At 47.6% G+C, this 17,162-nt stretch carries 12 protein-coding genes; 11 read left to right on the top strand and 1 reads right to left on the bottom strand.

Annotated features, from left to right (window positions below):
- The first annotated feature begins 16 nt into the window (after positions 1 to 16).
- From recO to pepT, 9 genes are all read left to right on the top strand, one after another.
- Entirely contained in the window at positions 17 to 802 is a 786-nt protein-coding gene (gene recO / locus KZE55_RS04940; protein ID WP_222259751.1) for a DNA repair protein RecO, read from the top strand.
- Between the two features lie 284 nt (positions 803 to 1,086).
- Positions 1,087 to 2,085 carry a glycine--tRNA ligase subunit alpha gene (glyQ, locus tag KZE55_RS04945; RefSeq protein ID WP_261313311.1) on the top strand — a complete coding sequence of 333 codons (999 nt, stop codon included), beginning with the start codon at positions 1,087 to 1,089 and terminating at the stop codon, positions 2,083 to 2,085.
- 1 nt (position 2,086) lies between these two features.
- The gene (glyS, locus tag KZE55_RS04950; RefSeq protein WP_222259755.1) at positions 2,087 to 4,162 is read left to right on the top strand and encodes a glycine--tRNA ligase subunit beta; all 2,076 of its coding nucleotides are present in this window, start codon (positions 2,087 to 2,089) and stop codon (positions 4,160 to 4,162) included.
- A 139-nt stretch (positions 4,163 to 4,301) separates the two neighbouring features.
- Positions 4,302 to 6,179: a DNA primase gene (dnaG, locus tag KZE55_RS04955; protein ID WP_222259757.1), complete on the top strand. Its 1,878-nt coding sequence runs from the start codon at positions 4,302 to 4,304 to the stop codon at positions 6,177 to 6,179.
- A gap of 1 nt (position 6,180) precedes the next feature.
- Positions 6,181 to 7,323: an RNA polymerase sigma factor RpoD gene (gene rpoD / locus KZE55_RS04960; protein ID WP_222259759.1), complete on the top strand. Its 1,143-nt coding sequence runs from the start codon at positions 6,181 to 6,183 to the stop codon at positions 7,321 to 7,323.
- Between the two features lie 265 nt (positions 7,324 to 7,588).
- On the top strand, positions 7,589 to 8,773 hold the full coding sequence (locus tag KZE55_RS04965; protein ID WP_222259761.1) for an aminotransferase class I/II-fold pyridoxal phosphate-dependent enzyme: 1,185 nt from the start codon (positions 7,589 to 7,591) through the stop codon (positions 8,771 to 8,773).
- A gap of 145 nt (positions 8,774 to 8,918) precedes the next feature.
- Positions 8,919 to 9,620, top strand: a complete 702-nt coding sequence (locus tag KZE55_RS04970; protein WP_222259763.1) for a tRNA (adenine(22)-N(1))-methyltransferase — start codon at positions 8,919 to 8,921, stop codon at positions 9,618 to 9,620.
- The gene (locus KZE55_RS04975) at positions 9,613 to 10,440 is read left to right on the top strand and encodes a Nif3-like dinuclear metal center hexameric protein (protein WP_222259774.1); all 828 of its coding nucleotides are present in this window, start codon (positions 9,613 to 9,615) and stop codon (positions 10,438 to 10,440) included. The genes KZE55_RS04970 and KZE55_RS04975 overlap by 8 nt, the downstream gene beginning before the upstream one ends.
- A gap of 14 nt (positions 10,441 to 10,454) precedes the next feature.
- A complete protein-coding gene (gene pepT / locus KZE55_RS04980; RefSeq protein WP_222259776.1) occupies positions 10,455 to 11,702 on the top strand; it encodes a peptidase T in 1,248 nt (415 codons plus the stop codon).
- 71 nt (positions 11,703 to 11,773) lie between these two features.
- On the opposite strand, the gene KZE55_RS04985 is transcribed toward pepT, so the two are convergent.
- Positions 11,774 to 11,977 (bottom strand): DUF2929 family protein, encoded by a 204-nt coding sequence (locus tag KZE55_RS04985; RefSeq protein WP_222259778.1) that lies wholly within the window; start codon positions 11,975 to 11,977, stop codon positions 11,774 to 11,776.
- 119 nt (positions 11,978 to 12,096) lie between these two features.
- On the opposite strand from KZE55_RS04985, the gene dnaE reads away from it, so the two are divergent.
- Together dnaE and pyk are read left to right on the top strand one after the other, a co-directional pair.
- Positions 12,097 to 15,444, top strand: a complete 3,348-nt coding sequence (dnaE, locus tag KZE55_RS04990; protein WP_222259798.1) for a DNA polymerase III subunit alpha — start codon at positions 12,097 to 12,099, stop codon at positions 15,442 to 15,444.
- A gap of 168 nt (positions 15,445 to 15,612) precedes the next feature.
- Complete coding sequence (gene pyk, locus KZE55_RS04995; RefSeq protein WP_222259800.1) at positions 15,613 to 17,034, top strand: pyruvate kinase; 1,422 nt, start codon at positions 15,613 to 15,615, stop codon at positions 17,032 to 17,034.
- The last annotated feature ends 128 nt before the right edge of the window (positions 17,035 to 17,162 follow it).

A 17,162-nucleotide genomic window follows, 5' to 3' on the forward strand; every position in this document is an offset into this window, starting at 1 on the left:
TCAAGGGGGCTTAATGATGGCCCGGGAGACCACTGATTTTACAGGGATAATTATTTACCGGCGGGACTACCGGGAGCGGGACCTGCTTGTCAAGATGCTGACGGATAAAATTGGCCCGGCGATGTTTTACATCCGTGATGGTAAGAAACGCGGCTTTCAGATGGCCAGCGACTTTTTACCGTTTACGCACGGAACCTATATTGGTTCACTTGATAACCAGGGACTTAGTTTTGTGAACACAGCGAGTGAAACGCACCAGTACCAGGGGATTGCTACCGACCTGCGGCGTAATGCTTACGCCACCTACATTCTTTCCCTAGTTGACCATGCCTTCACAGATGGCCAGGGGATTGGCGGTTGGTTTAACCAAGTGGCGGCGGCACTCGACCTAATTAACCGGGGACAGGATGAACAGGTTGTCACCAACGTAATTGAGACCCAGTTGCTGACGGTCTTTGGGGTTGCTCCGACCTGGGACCGGTGTGTTATTTGTGGTGACCGTCACCGGCCCCTCGATTTTTCGGAACAGTATGGTGGAATGCTGTGTGACCGTCACTGGTACCTGGACCAGCGGCGCTTTCATCTTGACCGTCGGACCGCCTATTATTTGCAGCAGTTTGCGGTCCTAAATCTCCAGCAGGTGAACACCATTAAATTCAATCCCTTTACCAAGGAGCGCCTTCAGTACGTCTTAGATACCCTTTACAATGACCAGGTGGGCCTCCGCCTGAAGAGCAAACGATTTATCAACCAGATGAACCGTCTTGAACAAAAAATGGGTAAATTGTCGACCGACGATTGACAATTTGAAAAAGTTTATCTATTATTAAAAATGTTTATTGGTAACACTTAATTTGAATATTAGTTGACGTTGACGGAGAAAAGCAACGGTTATGCCTTTATTAAGCGAGTAGGGGAGAGTGAAAGCCCTATTGAAGGTCCCGTTGTAGGCCCTCTACCAGTCATCTTTAACTAAGCTGTTTTGCAGAGATGCAAAAAAGCAGGGTGGAACCGCGATGTAATCTCGTCCCTGCAGTTACTATTCCGTAACTGTAGGGATTTTTTGATATGAAGGGAAGTATTCAGATGACAACAAAGAAGCTGAGTGTTCAGGATATCATCTTCACGCTTGAACAGTACTGGGCAAAGCAGGGCTGTATGCTGATGCAGGCCTACGACACGGAAAAGGGTGCCGGGACAATGAGTCCGTACACCTTTTTACGGGCAATTGGCCCAGAGCCATGGAACGCTGCATATGTCGAACCATCCCGGCGGCCCGCTGATGGTCGTTATGGTGAAAACCCGAACCGCCTTTACCAGCACCACCAGTTCCAAGTGATCATGAAACCATCACCAGATAATATTCAAGACCTGTACTTGGGAAGCTTGAAGGAACTTGGAATCGACCCTCTAGAACACGATATTCGGTTTGTAGAAGATAACTGGGAGAATCCATCAATGGGTTGTGCCGGTGTTGGTTGGGAAATCTGGCTCGACGGCATGGAGGTTACCCAGTTTACCTACTTCCAAGTAGTCGGTGAATTGCCGATGAACCCCGTGGCTTCAGAAGTTACCTATGGCTTGGAACGACTCGCTGAATATATTCAAAATGTTGACTCTGTTTACGACCTGGAATGGGCTGACGGGGTCTTATATGGTGATATCTTTAAGGAACCAGAATACGAGCACTCCAAGTACGCATTCGAAGAAAGTAACCAGGACATGTTGCTAGCGGCCTTTAATGATTACGAAACCGAAGCTAAGCGGCTAATTAAGCTGGGCCTAGTGCACCCGGCATATGACTATGTTCTGAAGTGCAGCCATACCTTTAACCTCTTGGATGCCCGAGGAGCAGTTTCCGTTACTGAACGGGCAGGTTACTTACACCGGATTCGGATCATGGCTAAGTCCATCGCTAAGGCCTTTGTCGAAGAGCGGCGGAAACGGGGCTTCCCATTGATCCATGATGATAAGCTACGGCAAAAGACACTTGATGAGTATACCAAGAAGGCTGAGAAGGCCAAGCAACGCGCTGCTAAAAAAGCAGCCAAGAAGGCTAAAAAAGCGCAGAAGGGGGACAAGTAAGATGGCTAATTCATATTTGTTAGAAGTGGGCGTTGAAGAAATGCCTGCGCATGTTGTTACGCCAAGTATTAAGCAACTTCACCAACGGGTAGCTAATTACCTGAAGGAACAACGGATTTCGTTTGACGACATTCAGGAATACGCAACCCCACGGCGGCTAGCACTTTTGATCAGTGGCCTGAGCGACAAGCAACCAGATATTGATGAATCCGTCAAGGGACCCGCTAAGAAGATTGCTCAGGATGCTGATGGTAACTGGACGAAGGCGGCAATCGGTTTTACCCGGGGCCAAGGGGCCAGCGTTGATGATATTGAATTTAAGGACGTCAAGGGTGTTGAATACGTCTTTGTTGAAAAGCACATTGCCGGTAAGCCCGTTGCCGATGTACTGAAGGGCTTACCAGACGTAATTACTGCAATGACCTTTCCAACACTGATGAAGTGGGGTTACCACAACCTGCAATTCATTCGCCCAATTCGGTGGTTGGTTTCCCTGCTTAATGACCAGGTTGTTCCGTTCCAGATTCTCGATGTTAAGGCCGGCCGGACTACCCGCGGGCATCGTTTCTTGGGACATGACATTGAATTGCAAAAGGCTGCTGACTATGTAGGTGCCTTGTATAAAGATTACGTAATCGTTGATCCTGTTAAGCGTAAGCAGGTTATCAACGATCAAATTGACGCCATTGTGGAAGAACACGACTGGGTGATTGATAAAGATCCGGACCTTTTGGAAGAGGTCAACAACCTGGTTGAATGGCCAACCGCTTTTGCGGGGTCCTTTGATAAGAAGTACTTGGTGCTGCCAGATGAAGTTTTGATTACTTCAATGAAGGATAACCAACGTTTCTTCTACCTTCGCGACCATGACGGTAACCTTTTGCCAAACTTTATCGCCGTACGGAACGGAAACAAGGAATACCTGAAAAACATCATTAAAGGGAACGAGCGGGTTCTGGTTCCGCGGCTGGAAGATGCTAAGTTCTTCTACGAGGAAGACCAGAAGTTGACGATTGACCAGTATGTTGAGCGTCTGAAACGGGTCAGTTTCCACGACAAGATTAGTTCCGTGTATGACAAGATGCAGCGGACAGCTGTGATTGCGGGGTTAATTGGTAAGCGGCTTAACTTGACAAATGATGAGCTGGCTGACCTTGATCGGGCTGCCCATATTTACAAGTTTGATTTGACCACCCAAATGGTCGGTGAGTTTGCCGAACTTCAGGGGGTAATGGGTGAAATCTATGCTAAGCTTTTCGGTGAAAAAGATGATGTCGCCACTGCTATTCGGGAACATTACATGCCAATTTCAGCTGAAGGGGAACTACCACAAACAAAGTTAGGAGCTATCCTTGCAATCGCTGATAAGCTCGACAGCATTTTAAGTTTCTTTGCGGTTGGCATGATTCCTTCTGGATCAAATGACCCATATGCTCTGCGTCGTCAGGCATTTGGAATCGTGCGGATTATTAACGACCGAAATTGGCACCTGCCATTGCTCGGTATTCAGGCAGCCATTATCAAGGCCTTTGCCGCCGCTAATATTAAGACTAATTTTGACCTTTCAAAGAATGCTGATGCTGTTCGTCAATTCTTCTTGGACCGGGTTAAGCAGGCCCTAAGTGAACGGAAGCTTCGTCACGATATTATTGATACTGTTAGTGATACGAAGGTTAACGACCTGGCAAACATTTTTGAGGCGGCCCAAGCAATTAACGAGCACAAGAATGATGGTGACTTTAAGGCCGCCATTGAAGCTTTGACCCGGGTCCTGCGGATTGCTAAGAAGGGTAACCAAGATTCTGCTGCCAGGGTTAACCCCGAGTTATTTAAAAATCCGTCCGAGCAAAAGCTTTACGATGCGGTTAATGACCTGCAAAAGCAGGCTGCGGACCGGACGGTTGCGGAGAACTTTGCTGCGCTTCGTTCCTTAGAACCAGTGATTACCAGTTACTTTGATGAAAACATGATTATGGACAAGAACGAAGATATTCGTAACAACCGGCTTACCCAGTTGGGGATTCTTGCCCGTCTTGCTGGTATTATGGGGAACTTAAATGATTTAATTGTTAAGTAAGCTTTTTGATTGTTTTACCGTTGACTTGTGGTATCATATATATTAAGTGAATTATGTGTTGATAAGTAGAGGAGGGTCGCATTCCGTATGGTTGCGACCTTTCGTTACTGTACGCAGATTAATCAAGTGGGGTGGTTCAATGGCGCGCATACCACGTGATACAATCGATCGGGTGCGTAATTCGGTTGATATTGTTGATGTAATTGGGCGGTACGTTCAGTTAAAAAAAGCGGGGAAAAGCTTTACCGGCCTGTGCCCCTTTCATGAGGAGCAGACCCCGTCGTTTTCGGTGAACGAAGAAAAGCAGTATTACCACTGTTTTGGTTGTGGACGAAGCGGTAACGTTTTTCAGTTTCTAATGGATTACCTGCATATTGGTTTTGTCGAGGCAGTGCAAAAGATTGCTAAGGATAGTGGAATTGAACTGCCCCAGCAATACCAGGCAGACACTAACCAGGGCACTTCCCAATTTGCCAACAGTGAACGTGGCCAATTAATTGCCCTGCACCAAAAAGCTGCCCAGCTCTATCACCATATTTTGGTTAACACCCCCGCTGGTGCCCCCGCGCGGGCCTACCTAAAACGGCGGGGAATGACCGATGACCTGGTGGAACAATTCCAGCTTGGTTACGCTCCGGAGCAGCGGGTACTGAAGGCATTTTGTGATCAGCAAAAGACTGATTACCAGATTCTCCGCAAGTCGGGGTTGTTTAAAGAAGATCAGGCAGGGGAACTACATGACCGTTTTGTTGACCGGGTAATTTATCCGATAAAAAATCAACGGGGGCAGGTAATTGCCTTTTCCGGACGACTACTCAGTACTGCAGATAATGACTTGCCAAAGTACCTGAATAGTCCTGAAACCCCAATCTTTAATAAGCGGCGAACCCTTTTTAACCTTGACGTTGCCCGAAAGGGTGCAAAACAAACGGGCAAGATGTACCTATTTGAGGGCTTTATGGATGTTATTTCAGCATATGGTGCTGGTGTTTCAAACGGGATTGCCTCAATGGGGACTAGTTTTACCGAGGAACAGGTGGCCATTATCCAGCGGTCAACACCCCAACTTGATATTTGCTATGACGGTGATAGTGCGGGGCAAAACGCGATTGACCGCGCGATTAAGTTAGTTGACCAGAAAGTCACTGGCAGCATGGTGACTAGGATTGTCCAGTTACCGGCGGGAATTGATCCAGATGAGTATGTCCAGAAATGTGGTGGTGAGAAGTTTCAGCGGTACCTCAGCCAGCACGAAGAAACGGTGGTTGACTTTTACTTGCGTTTCTTCCGCAATGACCGTAACTTAAGCCAACAGAGTGAGTTGATCAACTACCTTGACCAGTCGTTGAAGGTAATTGCTAAGGTAACATCGCCGGTCGAACAGGATATGTACCTAGGACAGCTTGCGGAGGAGTTTTCCCTTGATAAGGCGGCTCTGAAGAGTCAGTTAGCCCAGCTGTCGGAACAATTAGGAATTCATCCGCAAACGCCGGGGCAGAGTTACCAACAGCAGGTGGTATCGCGCCAGGAGTACACCCAGCCGGCAATTCAGGAGTCGGCAAAGGCACTTAGCCGGACAGAACTGGCCGAACGGATGCTTTTGTATTACATGCTTCATAGTCAAGAGGTGTGGGCACACGTTACGGCGGAAGATAACTTTCACTTCGTCCATGAACGCTATCAGACGCTGTATCTATTAGCAGCAAGCTATTTCACTGAACATGGTGACTATTCGGTAGCCGACTTCTTGAATTACCTAAATGAGGATGACCTGCGTAATACCCTTAGTCTGATTGAACAGTTAAATGTCAACCCGGTAATTAAAATGCCGGTAATTGATGATTGTGTGCGAATCATCATGCACCAGACCCCGCTCGCTAGCCAAATTGACCAGGTACAAAGGAAACTGAAGGAAGCTAACACGCTGAACAATACGGAATTGGTGATGCAGCTAACGGTTAAATTAGTTGATTTATTGAAAAAGCAGCAACAGTATAAAGCAGAGGAGACTAATTAATATGGCAAAGAGTAAGAAAAAGAGTCTTGTTATTTCAAATAGTGATGATTTTGACCAACAAGAATATGATACTGCTGTTGGGAAGCTGATTCGTCAATACAAGAAGAAAAAGGAAATTCGCTATGATGAATTAACAGAAAAGCTTGCTAAACCATACGAGCTGAACGCCGATGGTATCGATAACCTGTTGCAAAATGCTGAGGATGCCGGTATCAGTGTGGTTGACGAGAATGGTGACCCTGACCCCCGGGCACTTAAGGCAACGGAAAAACTGTCACAGAAGGCAATGAAAGATACCTCCGCGCCAACGGGGGTCAAAATCAATGACCCTGTCCGGATGTACCTTAAGGAAATTGGCCGAGTTAACCTCTTAACAGCGGACGAGGAAGTTCAGTTGGCCCTGCGAATTGAACAAGGGGACGAGGTCGCTAAACAGGAGCTGGCTGAGGCCAACTTGCGGCTGGTGGTTTCCATTGCTAAACGTTACGTCGGTCGGGGAATGCAATTCCTTGACTTGATCCAGGAAGGTAACATGGGGTTAATGAAGGCTGTCGAAAAATTTGACTACCGGCGGGGCTTCAAGTTTTCTACCTACGCAACTTGGTGGATTCGGCAGGCGATTACCCGGGCAATTGCTGATCAAGCCCGGACAATTCGGATTCCGGTCCACATGGTCGAAACCATTAATAAGCTGATTCGGATTCAGCGGCAACTACTCCAGGACCTTGGTCGGGAACCTCTACCGGAGGAAATTGGTGCCGAAATGGACATGCCAACTGAAAAGGTCCGGAACATCTTGAAGATTGCCCAGGAACCAGTTTCATTGGAAACGCCAATCGGTGAAGAGGACGACTCCCACCTGGGTGACTTTATCGAAGACCAAGATGCTACTAGTCCAGCTGACCATGCCGCCTACGAAATGATGAAGAAACAGTTGGAAAACGTCTTGGATACGTTAACTGACCGGGAAGAAAACGTCTTACGACTGCGGTTTGGCCTTGATGATGGTCGAACCCGGACCCTTGAGGAAGTGGGAAAGGTCTTTGGCGTTACTCGTGAACGGATTCGGCAGATTGAAGCCAAGGCCTTACGGAAGCTCCGTCACCCATCCCGTTCTAAGCAGCTAAAGGACTTCCTGGAATAAGCTGTCCTAGTTAATATATACGTAAAATAATTAAGCAGCTGTCTAAATAGTTGAAAATACTACTACATGAGCCTTCAGTTTTCAGATTTTTCTGAACTGAAGGCTTATTTTGTGTTGGTAGGCGGCAAGGTAAACTAGTGATCTAATCCTCGTTCATTTTTAAACTAAGATTAGAATATTGTTAGAAAATCCTTGACGCTTTTTTCACATAATATTAGAATTAAAGCAAGTTGTTTATAGTTTATTTTACAAAAGGAGAACGAATATGCCTGAATTATCATCAGATCTTTATGGTACCGTTAGTCATAAGTTGAACGCTTTGAAGCCCTCGGGGATTCGGGCATTCAATAAGGAAGTCTCTAAGATTCCGGGAATTATTAAGTTGACAATCGGAGAACCCGATTTCAACGTACCGGAACACGTTAAGCAGGCGGCTATTAAGAGTATTGAAAATAACGATTCCCACTACGCACCACAGGCCGGGAAGCCGGAGTTGCTGCAGGCGATTAGTAATTATGTCCAAAAGACGCGCCAGGTAAATTACAACCCGGATAACGAAGTTGTGGTCACGGTTGGGGCAACTGAAGCCCTTGACTCGACCTTCTTCGCGCTTTTCAATACTGGTGATAAGGTAATTGTTCCAACCCCAACCTTTGCCCTTTACTTCCCGTTGATTTCAATGACGGGAGCTACCGGGGTCCAAGTTGATACCTCTGCTGATAATTTTGTTCTGACCCCCGAACGGTTAGAAAAGACTATCGAAAAGGAGGGTGATGGTGTCAAGGCCGTCTTACTGAATTACCCGAATAACCCAACCGGTCGTGAATATCCAAAGGAAGTTCTGGAGGGGTTAGCAAAGGTAATTGCAAAGCACCACCTCTATGTAATTGCAGATGAAATTTACAGCGAATTAGTTTACGATGTACAACACTATTCAATCGCATCAATTATTCCAGAACGGACAATTCTGATTTCAGGGCTCTCAAAGTCACATGCCATGACCGGTTACCGGATTGGTTATGTTGCCGCTCCGGCAAAGATTGCGAAGAAGATCTTGCAGATGCACGAATACCTGGTTACGACAGTTACGGACAACACCCAGGTAGCGGCTGCTGAAGCCCTTACGAATGGTCTGGATGATCCAATTGCCTTTCGGAAGGCATACCAACGCAGGCGGGACATGATTATTGCCGGGCTAACCAAGGCAGGCTTTGAGATGGCAACTCCTCAAGGGGCCTTCTACATCTTTGCTAAGATTCCACAATTCTTCGGAATGGATGATGAAAAGTTTGCCCGTAATCTGGCCAAGGAAGCCAAAGTTGGGGTCACACCTGGTAGTGCCTTTGGTGCTGGTGGACAAGGCTATATTCGTCTCTCATATGCTTCATCTGATGAGGATATCAAGGAAGCGTTACGGCGAATCAGTGAATACGTTAAGCAACTTAGCTAGAAATTAACAAGAAGATAAGCACTTAGGGCCTGGCCACTTTAGGGCAGCCCCTAAGTGCTTTTAAACTGATGATTATCTGTCCTGTTCAAGTCCGCTTATCCTTTTGGTATACTAGTAAGTGAATAAGAAAAAAGGAAATGATAACGTGGACGAGAAACACCTTTCAAAACGGCTAACCCAAGTGGCTGCATTTGTCCCCAAGGGTGCCCGCTTGGCCGACATTGGGTCGGACCATGCCTACCTCCCAGCAGCTTTGGCCCTAAAAGGGCGGATTCAATTTGCAGTTGCCGGTGAGGTTGCTGCCGGCCCCTATGACAACATGGTTAAGGAAATTACAGAAAATGGCCTGACAAAGACAATCAGTCCCCGCCTTGCCAATGGTCTATCTGCAATTCGGCCAACAGATAAGGTCGATACGGTTGTAATTGCGGGAATGGGTGGAGCACTGATTGCCGACATCCTAGAAAGGGGTCGGGCCCAATTAGCGGGTGTTAAGCGCCTGATTTTACAACCGAACGTTGGTGAATACCGGTTACGGCAGTGGCTCTTAAAAAATAGCTACCAGATTATGGACGAACGGTTAATCGAAGAAGATGACCACATCTATGAAATCATTGTGGCGGAACCGTCAGTGGTTCCTTTCACCTACAGCGAGTATGAGCTAATGCTTGGCCCCTTCCTTTTGGAAAAGAAGGGCCCCATCTTCAAGCAAAAGTGGCAAGAATATCAGCAACGCCAGAACAGGGTCCTTCGGCAGATGGCGGCGGCTAAACAGCCACCACAAGCGAAGATTAGTCAACTGAAGAAACGATTAACAATGGTAGAGGAGGCCATACAGTATGACTAAGGGAACGGAGTTAATCAAACGTTTTGAAAGATTTGCCAGCCCACAGCTGGCGGAGCACTGGGACCATGTCGGGTTGCAGATAGGGGATCCGGACCAGCCAATCCATCGGCTAATGACAACTTTAGATGTGCGCCCCGAAACGGTCGATGAGGCCGTTAGCAAGGGGGTTGACTTTATCTTTGCCCACCACCCGGTGATGTTTCACCCCGCTAAGGACTTAGATACCCGTAACCCCCAAAATGCAATGTATGCTAAAATCCTTTCTAACCGCATCACGGTCTACGCTGCCCACACCAACCTGGATACTGCTAACGGCGGGATGAACGATTGGCTGGCAACTAAATTGGGCCTGACAGATTGCCAGCCATTGGTACCGGCTGGTAATGACCCGGTAAGTAACGAACCCGTCGGAATGGGGCGGGTAGGCACCATCAATGGGGCGATGAATGCGCGCGAATTTGCCGACTTCTGTCAACGGCTTTTCAAGGTTCCTGGCCTCCGGCTGATTGTCAATCCTGCTGATTTCGAAAAGCCAATCCACCGGGTAGCCGTCTTGGGTGGTGCCGGCCAGGATTTCTATGAGCAGGCAGTTCAAGCGGGGGCGGATGCCTACGTAACGGGGGATGTTAGCTACCACTTTGCCCATGATATGATTGCTAATCACCTGACTGTGGTTGACCCTGGTCACCACATTGAAGCTATCTGTGAACACCAACTTGCCCGCCTATTTAAGCAGTGGCAGGGGGAAAACGGTTGGGAATTTGATATCTGTGAAAATACTATCAATACCGACCCGTTTACCTTTATCGTTAACCAGTAAGGAGGACTTTTCTGATGTCTGTTGAAAAATATGATGGCCTATTAGACCGTTTCTTAAAATATGTCAAAACCGAGACCCGCTCCAATCCGGCTTCGTCAACCATTCCGTCAGACCCCAAGGAAACTGCTTTTCTGAATGAACTGGCAGATGAATTGCGGAATTTGGGAGTTGAAAATGTCCACATTAACCAGCAGAGTTCTTATTTAATGGGGACCATCCCAAGTAACGTTGATCAAGATGTTCCGGTGGTTGGCTTTATTTCCCACGTTGATACGGCCGACTTCAATGCCCATAATGTAAATCCGCAGATTGTAAAAGATTATGATGGTCATTCAGATATCCAGTTAGACCAGGATGGCAAGTACCGGTTAACGGTGGCGGACTTTCCTTCGCTGAAAAAGTACCAGGGTGACACCCTGATTACCACCGACGGTTCAACCCTCCTCGGCGCTGATGACAAGTCTGGGGTGGCCGAGATTGTCACGATGGCCGCTTATTTACAGGCGCACCCGGAAGTTAAGCATGGTGAGATTAAGATTGGCTTGGGCCCAGATGAGGAAATCGGCACCGGGGCTGACCACTTTGATGTGGCGGACTTTGGCGCTGACTTTGCCTACACTGTTGATGCGGGGCCACTTGGCGAGCTTGAATACGAAACTTTTAATGCCGCCCAGGCGGAAATTGAAATCGCGGGAAAGGACGTTCATACGGCGGTGGCCAAGGGAACAATGGTCAACGCTATCCAAGTAGCCATTGACCTCCATGATAGTTTGCCAAGCCACGAACGGGCTGAAAAAACAACTGGGAAAGAGGGCTTCTTCCACCTCTACAAGTTCAATGGGACCGTTGACCATGCCTCATTGACCTACTTGATTCGTGATCATGACCGGCGGACCTTTGAAGAACGGAAGCACCTCCTGCAAAGAATCGTCGCTGGCTTGAATACTGAACTCGGCGAAAAGCGGATCACGATGAAACTTTATGACCAGTATTACAACCTTAAGGATGCCTTAAAGGATCACATGGACGTGGTCGACCTTGCTAAGCGGGCAATGGAAGAACTAGGCATAAAGCCTGACATCTACCCGGTCCGGGGTGGAACCGACGGGTCGACAATTTCTTATATGGGATTGCCGACGCCCAACCTCTTTGCGGGGGGCGAAAACATGCACAGTCGGTATGAATACGTATCCTTACAAACGATGGAACGGGCACTGGATGTTTTGCTCAAGATTAACGAATTAAACCTGGCTGACCACTAGTAACCGCTTTTTATTAAAAAATAAGGGGCCACAATGTTCGTGGTCCCTTATTTTTTAATAAAAGCTGAGTTTTACTTTTCTTGTTTAGCAGGGTCAGCCTTGCCGGTAATGGCATTTACACAGTTAACGGCGATGATGGCCATGACGGCACCGATGATTGCCATTAACTTGTAGTTAGGTGTCATCCCTTCAAGTTGGGAAGTGATGTATGCTAACACTTCAGCGAGGATTAGTCCCCACAGTGCAGCAATGATGTTCTTTGATAAGGTCTTCATGAATTTCATCCCCTCTGTATAAACTTCATTTTAGCACAATTAAAAGAGAAAGGCAGGGGCAAAAAGTCACCAGTAAGGTGAACTTTTGTTATAATTTTCTCATGAAAGGAGTGGCCTTCGTGGATTACGTACCATTACAGGTGCACAGTAGTTACAGTCTTTTGAAAAGTCCCATCCAGATTAATGACCTGGTTCAGGCTGCAAAAGAGCGCGGCTATTCGGCAATGGCTCTGACTGATGAAAACATTTTGTACGGAGCTGTTGAGTTTTATAACGCCGCTAAAGAGGCCGGAATCAAGCCCTTGATTGGTCTAGAGATGACAGTACACCTGGCAGATATTAACCAAACCCGCCTGCAGCTTACTTTACTAGCCAAAAGCCAGATCGGGTATCAAAACCTGATGGATATTTCGACAATCCACCAAACAAGGGACCATGACCAGCTGCCACTTTCCCTGGCAACCATTAGCAAGCACCTAGGGGACGTTATCGTTTTAGTCCCGACCCAGGTGGGTTTGCTCAGCCTCCTACGCCAGGGAAATAGTTGGCTGGATGAATTTCAGGGATCAATTGCGCACAATAATTTTTACCTAGGGGTGAACCTCAGCTTAGATAGCGTTGAGCGGGCCGCATTGGACGATTTTGCCCACCAGAATGACGTGTCATTAGTGGCCACCGCCCCGGTTGACTATCTAAACCCAACAGACCTCTTTGCCACTAAAGTCCTCCAGGCGATTGGTCAGGGAGCCCAGCTAAAGGATCTTGCCAATCAATCTAAGGAGGTGGGGGAAAACTTTCTGTCTCCTAAAGAACAGGTGATTACTGACTACCAGCGTGCTGGCCTGCAGACGGCAGCTGCGGAAACAAACCGGATTGCGGCCCAGTGTGACGTTACCATGCAGTTTAAGTCGCCAGTTTTACCGCATTTCCCAACTCAAGATGGTGAAAGGGCGGGGAAATATTTGCGGGACCTGTGCCTTGCGGGGTTAAAGAAGCGCCCCGTCGCTAGCGGTTTCACGGCCGCTGACTACCAGCAGCGTTTAGACCGGGAACTAAAGGTAATTCACCAGATGGGCTTTGATGATTACTTCCTAATCGTTTGGGATGTAATGAATTATGCCCACCAGATGAAAATAACGACTGATCCCGGGCGAGGGTCAGCAGCTGGGTCCCTTGTGGCCTATGCTTTGGCCATTACCGAGGTTGACCCACTAGAGTACCACTTACTCTTTGAGCGTTTTCTGAACCCGGAACGAGCACAGATGCCTGATATTGACCTGGATATCCCGGATAATCGCCGGGGAGAGGTTCTCCAGTATGTCCACCATAAGTACGGTCACCACCGGGTCGCTCAGATTATTACTTTTGGGACCCTTGCGGCAAAGCAGGTTATTCGTGACGTCAGCCGGGTCTTTGGCTTGACCCAGTATGAATTGTCCACGGTTATGGCAACTTTACCTAAGAACTTGCACTTTACCCTGCAACAAGCAGTCGCTGAGTCGCAGCGATTACGTAACCTGCTGACCGACCAACCGAAGATAAAGTTACTCTTTAATGTGGCCCAGAAACTGGAAGGCCTTCCCCGCCACTATTCAACACACGCAGCCGGGATTGTCCTTTCCGAAGAACCGTTGCATAAGATCGTCCCCCTGCAAGAGGGGAGTGACGGCCTTTTGATGACCCAGTTCCCTAAGGACACGGTGGAAGCCCTCGGGCTATTGAAGATGGACTTCTTGGGCCTACGCAACCTGTCAATTATGGATAACACAATCAAATTGATTAAAAAGCGTCAGCCAAACTTTAACCTGGCCAAGGTAAAATTAGATGACCAAGCGACGATTTCCTTGTTCCAACGGGGAATGACAGACGGGGTCTTCCAGTTTGAATCGGCTGGGATTCGCAACGTCTTGGTTAGCCTTCATCCGGACTGCTTTGAAGATATCGTGGCGGTTAATGCCCTCTACCGTCCAGGACCGATGGAAAATATCGCGCACTTTATTGCCAGAAAGCAAGGTCAAGAGGCGGTTAGGCTCCCTGATAATGCCCTTCAGCCAATCTTGGGGCCTACCTATGGAATCTTGGTCTACCAGGAACAAGTAATGCAACTTGCTTCGGCAATGGCGGGATTTACCCTTGGTGAGGCCGACCTGCTGCGGCGGGCAATGAGTAAGAAAAAAAAGCAAGCAATGGCGGGAATGCGGGCTAAATTCATGACCGGCGCCGAGAAAAAGGGCTACCGTCAAGAACTGGCAAACCAGGTATTTGACTATATTGCCCGCTTCGCTAACTATGGATTTAATCGCTCCCACGCGGTTGCTTACTCCAAGATGGCCTTTGAAATGGCCTATCTTAAATGTCACTATCCCGCAGAATTTTACACCGCTCTAATGAATGCGGAGGGGAATGTGGCCAAGCTTCGCCAGCACATTACCAATGCTCAGAAGATGAACGTGAAGGTTAACGGGCCTAAAATCAACGTGAGCCAGCAGAACTTTACCATCAAGGACCAGGAAATATACTTTGGCTTTAGTGCCATCAAGGGGGCCCGCCGTTATTTTGTTAGCGATTTTCTTAAGGAACGCACCCAAAACGGCCCCTTCACGGATATCCGCAATTTTATTAACCGCTTGCCGAGTAAGTGGCAAAAGGCGGAATTAATCGCCCCCTTAATTTATGCTGGGGCTTTTGATGGCCTGGGCTACAACCGAGCGGAAATGATTGCCAGCTTGCCCAAATTGTTGTCGGGAATCGAACTGTTGGGGATGCTCGGTGATTTTGCCGCGGATCCAAGTCTCCAGTCCTCGATTAGCCGCCGGTCTGAATTCCCGCTAACGACCCGGTTAGCCAAGGAAAATGAATATCTTGGGGTTTACCTGTCGGGTCACCCGGTTAGCCAGTATCGCGACCTGGCGCAGCGGTTAAACGTAACGTCGGTTAAAGCGTTACAACCCGGCCAGCCGGTGACCTTGATCGTTTTTGTTAACCGGGTAAAGACAATTTATACTAAGAAGGACCACCGGCAAATGGCCTTTATCACGGCTTCAGACGAAAGTGGGCTGGTTGATATAACCGTTTTCCCCCGCCAGTATCAGGAAAATAGTCAACTACTAGTGAAAAATCGGGTCCTAGTAATCACTGGTCATGGTGAGCAACGCCCCGGTCATGGGCGACAGGTAATCGCTAAGACGATTCGGGATGCTAAACAAGTTCGTCAGCAATTTATCCCCCACGCTCGGTGGGTTCTGCGGATTAACCCGGCGAAGGACCAGCCCACGATAATAAAAGAGCTCCATCAGTTCATGGCCCAACACCGGGGAAGGGTCCCCGTCCTTCTTTACTACCCGCAGACGGATGTTAAAATGTTGGAGCCTGCTAGCCGCTGGCTTGACACCAGTACCGCGACTCAGCAGGGATTAGGACAAATTTTAGGACCAGCAAACGTTGTTCTTCAACAGTTAAAACATTAAATATTGATTAGAAATAATAATAATTTTGCGATGGTAGCGTTTTCTTGGGAAAGTTTGCATAAAAATTACAGACACCAATTTTGAAAAGTGCTATTATACAAGTGTGCAAATGAGGGATGCAAATGGCAGACCGCAGTTGATGCATAAATGCAAAGGAGAGATTCATTTATGAAGAAAACCAAGATTGTAAGTACGCTTGGTCCTGCAAGTACTGATGTTGATACAATCGTTAAGTTGATCCAAGCGGGCGCAAATGTTTTCCGCTTCAACTTCTCACACGGTGACCACCCAGAACACCTGGGCCGGATGCAAAACGTTAAGAAGGCCGAAAAAATCACCGGCAAGCACGTTGGTATTATGCTTGATACTAAGGGTGCTGAAATTCGGACCACCGTTCAAAAGGAAGGTAAGATCGAATACAACATTGGTGATGAAGTACGGATTTCAATGGATGATTCTATTGAAGGTACGCATGATAAGATTGCTGTTACCTACCCAGGCCTTTACGATGACACCCACGTTGGCGGTCACGTTCTCTTCGATGATGGTCTGATTGACATGCAAATTGAAGAAAAGGATGACGCTAACAAGGAACTGGTCTGCAAGGTATTGAACCACGGTGTTCTTGGTTCTCGGAAGGGTGTTAACGCTCCTGGTGTTTCCATTAACCTGCCAGGAATTACCAAGAAGGACTCCAGCGACATTCGTTTCGGTCTTGACAACAAGATCAACTTTATTTCCGCATCCTTCGTTCGGAAGCCACAAGATGTCCTTGACATTCGTGAACTTCTCAAGGAAAAGAACATGGAAGACGTTCAAATCTTCCCAAAGATTGAATCACAAGAAGGTATTGACAACTTTGAAGCAATCATTGAAGTTGCTGATGGTCTGATGGTTCCTCGTGGTGACATGGGGGTTGAAATTCCTGCTGAAAACGTGCCAATCGTTCAAAAGCACATGATCAAGCGGTGCAACGAATTAGGTAAGCCAGTTATCACTGCTACCCAAATGCTGGACTCCATGCAAGAAAACCCACGGCCAACTCGTGCCGAAGTTTCTGATGTTGCTAACGCCGTCTTTGATGGTACTGACGCAACCATGCTTTCTGGTGAAAGTGCCAACGGTGACTACCCTGTAGAATCTGTTGCCATGATGAACGCCATCGACATCAAGGCTGAAAACCACCTTTGGGAATTCGGTACTGAAACCTTTGACTGGGATAAGTCTGACGTAACTGAAACCATTGGTTCCGCTGTTTCCAATGCCGCTAAGGACTTAGACATCCACACCATCGTTGCCTACACTGCTTCTGGCTACACTGCTAAGATGATTTCCAAGTACCGTCCAAATGCTGATATCGTTGCCCTTACTCCTAATGAACGGGTAGAACGTGGCTTGATGATCAACTGGGGTGTTCAACCTTACGTTGTTGACGAAATGAAGGACACTGATAAGATGTTTGACCTTGCTGCTCAAAAGGCTGTTGAACTTGGCTTTGCTAAGAAGGGTGACAAGATTATCATCGTTGCTGGTGTTCCACTGGGTGTACCAGGTGCAACCAACATGATGCGTGTTAAGACGATTGACTAATTAATAGTTAATCTAAGAATAAAAAGCTGTGATATAAGTCTCTTATATAGTTGAAAATGCTACAGTGTAATCCACAAAGGGGCTCTAGAGTTCGGGAAACCCGAACACTAGAGTCCTCTTTGTGTTTC

Origin of the sequence: Limosilactobacillus panis (assembly GCF_019797825.1) — a bacterium.
Taxonomy (GTDB): domain Bacteria; phylum Bacillota; class Bacilli; order Lactobacillales; family Lactobacillaceae; genus Limosilactobacillus; species Limosilactobacillus panis_A.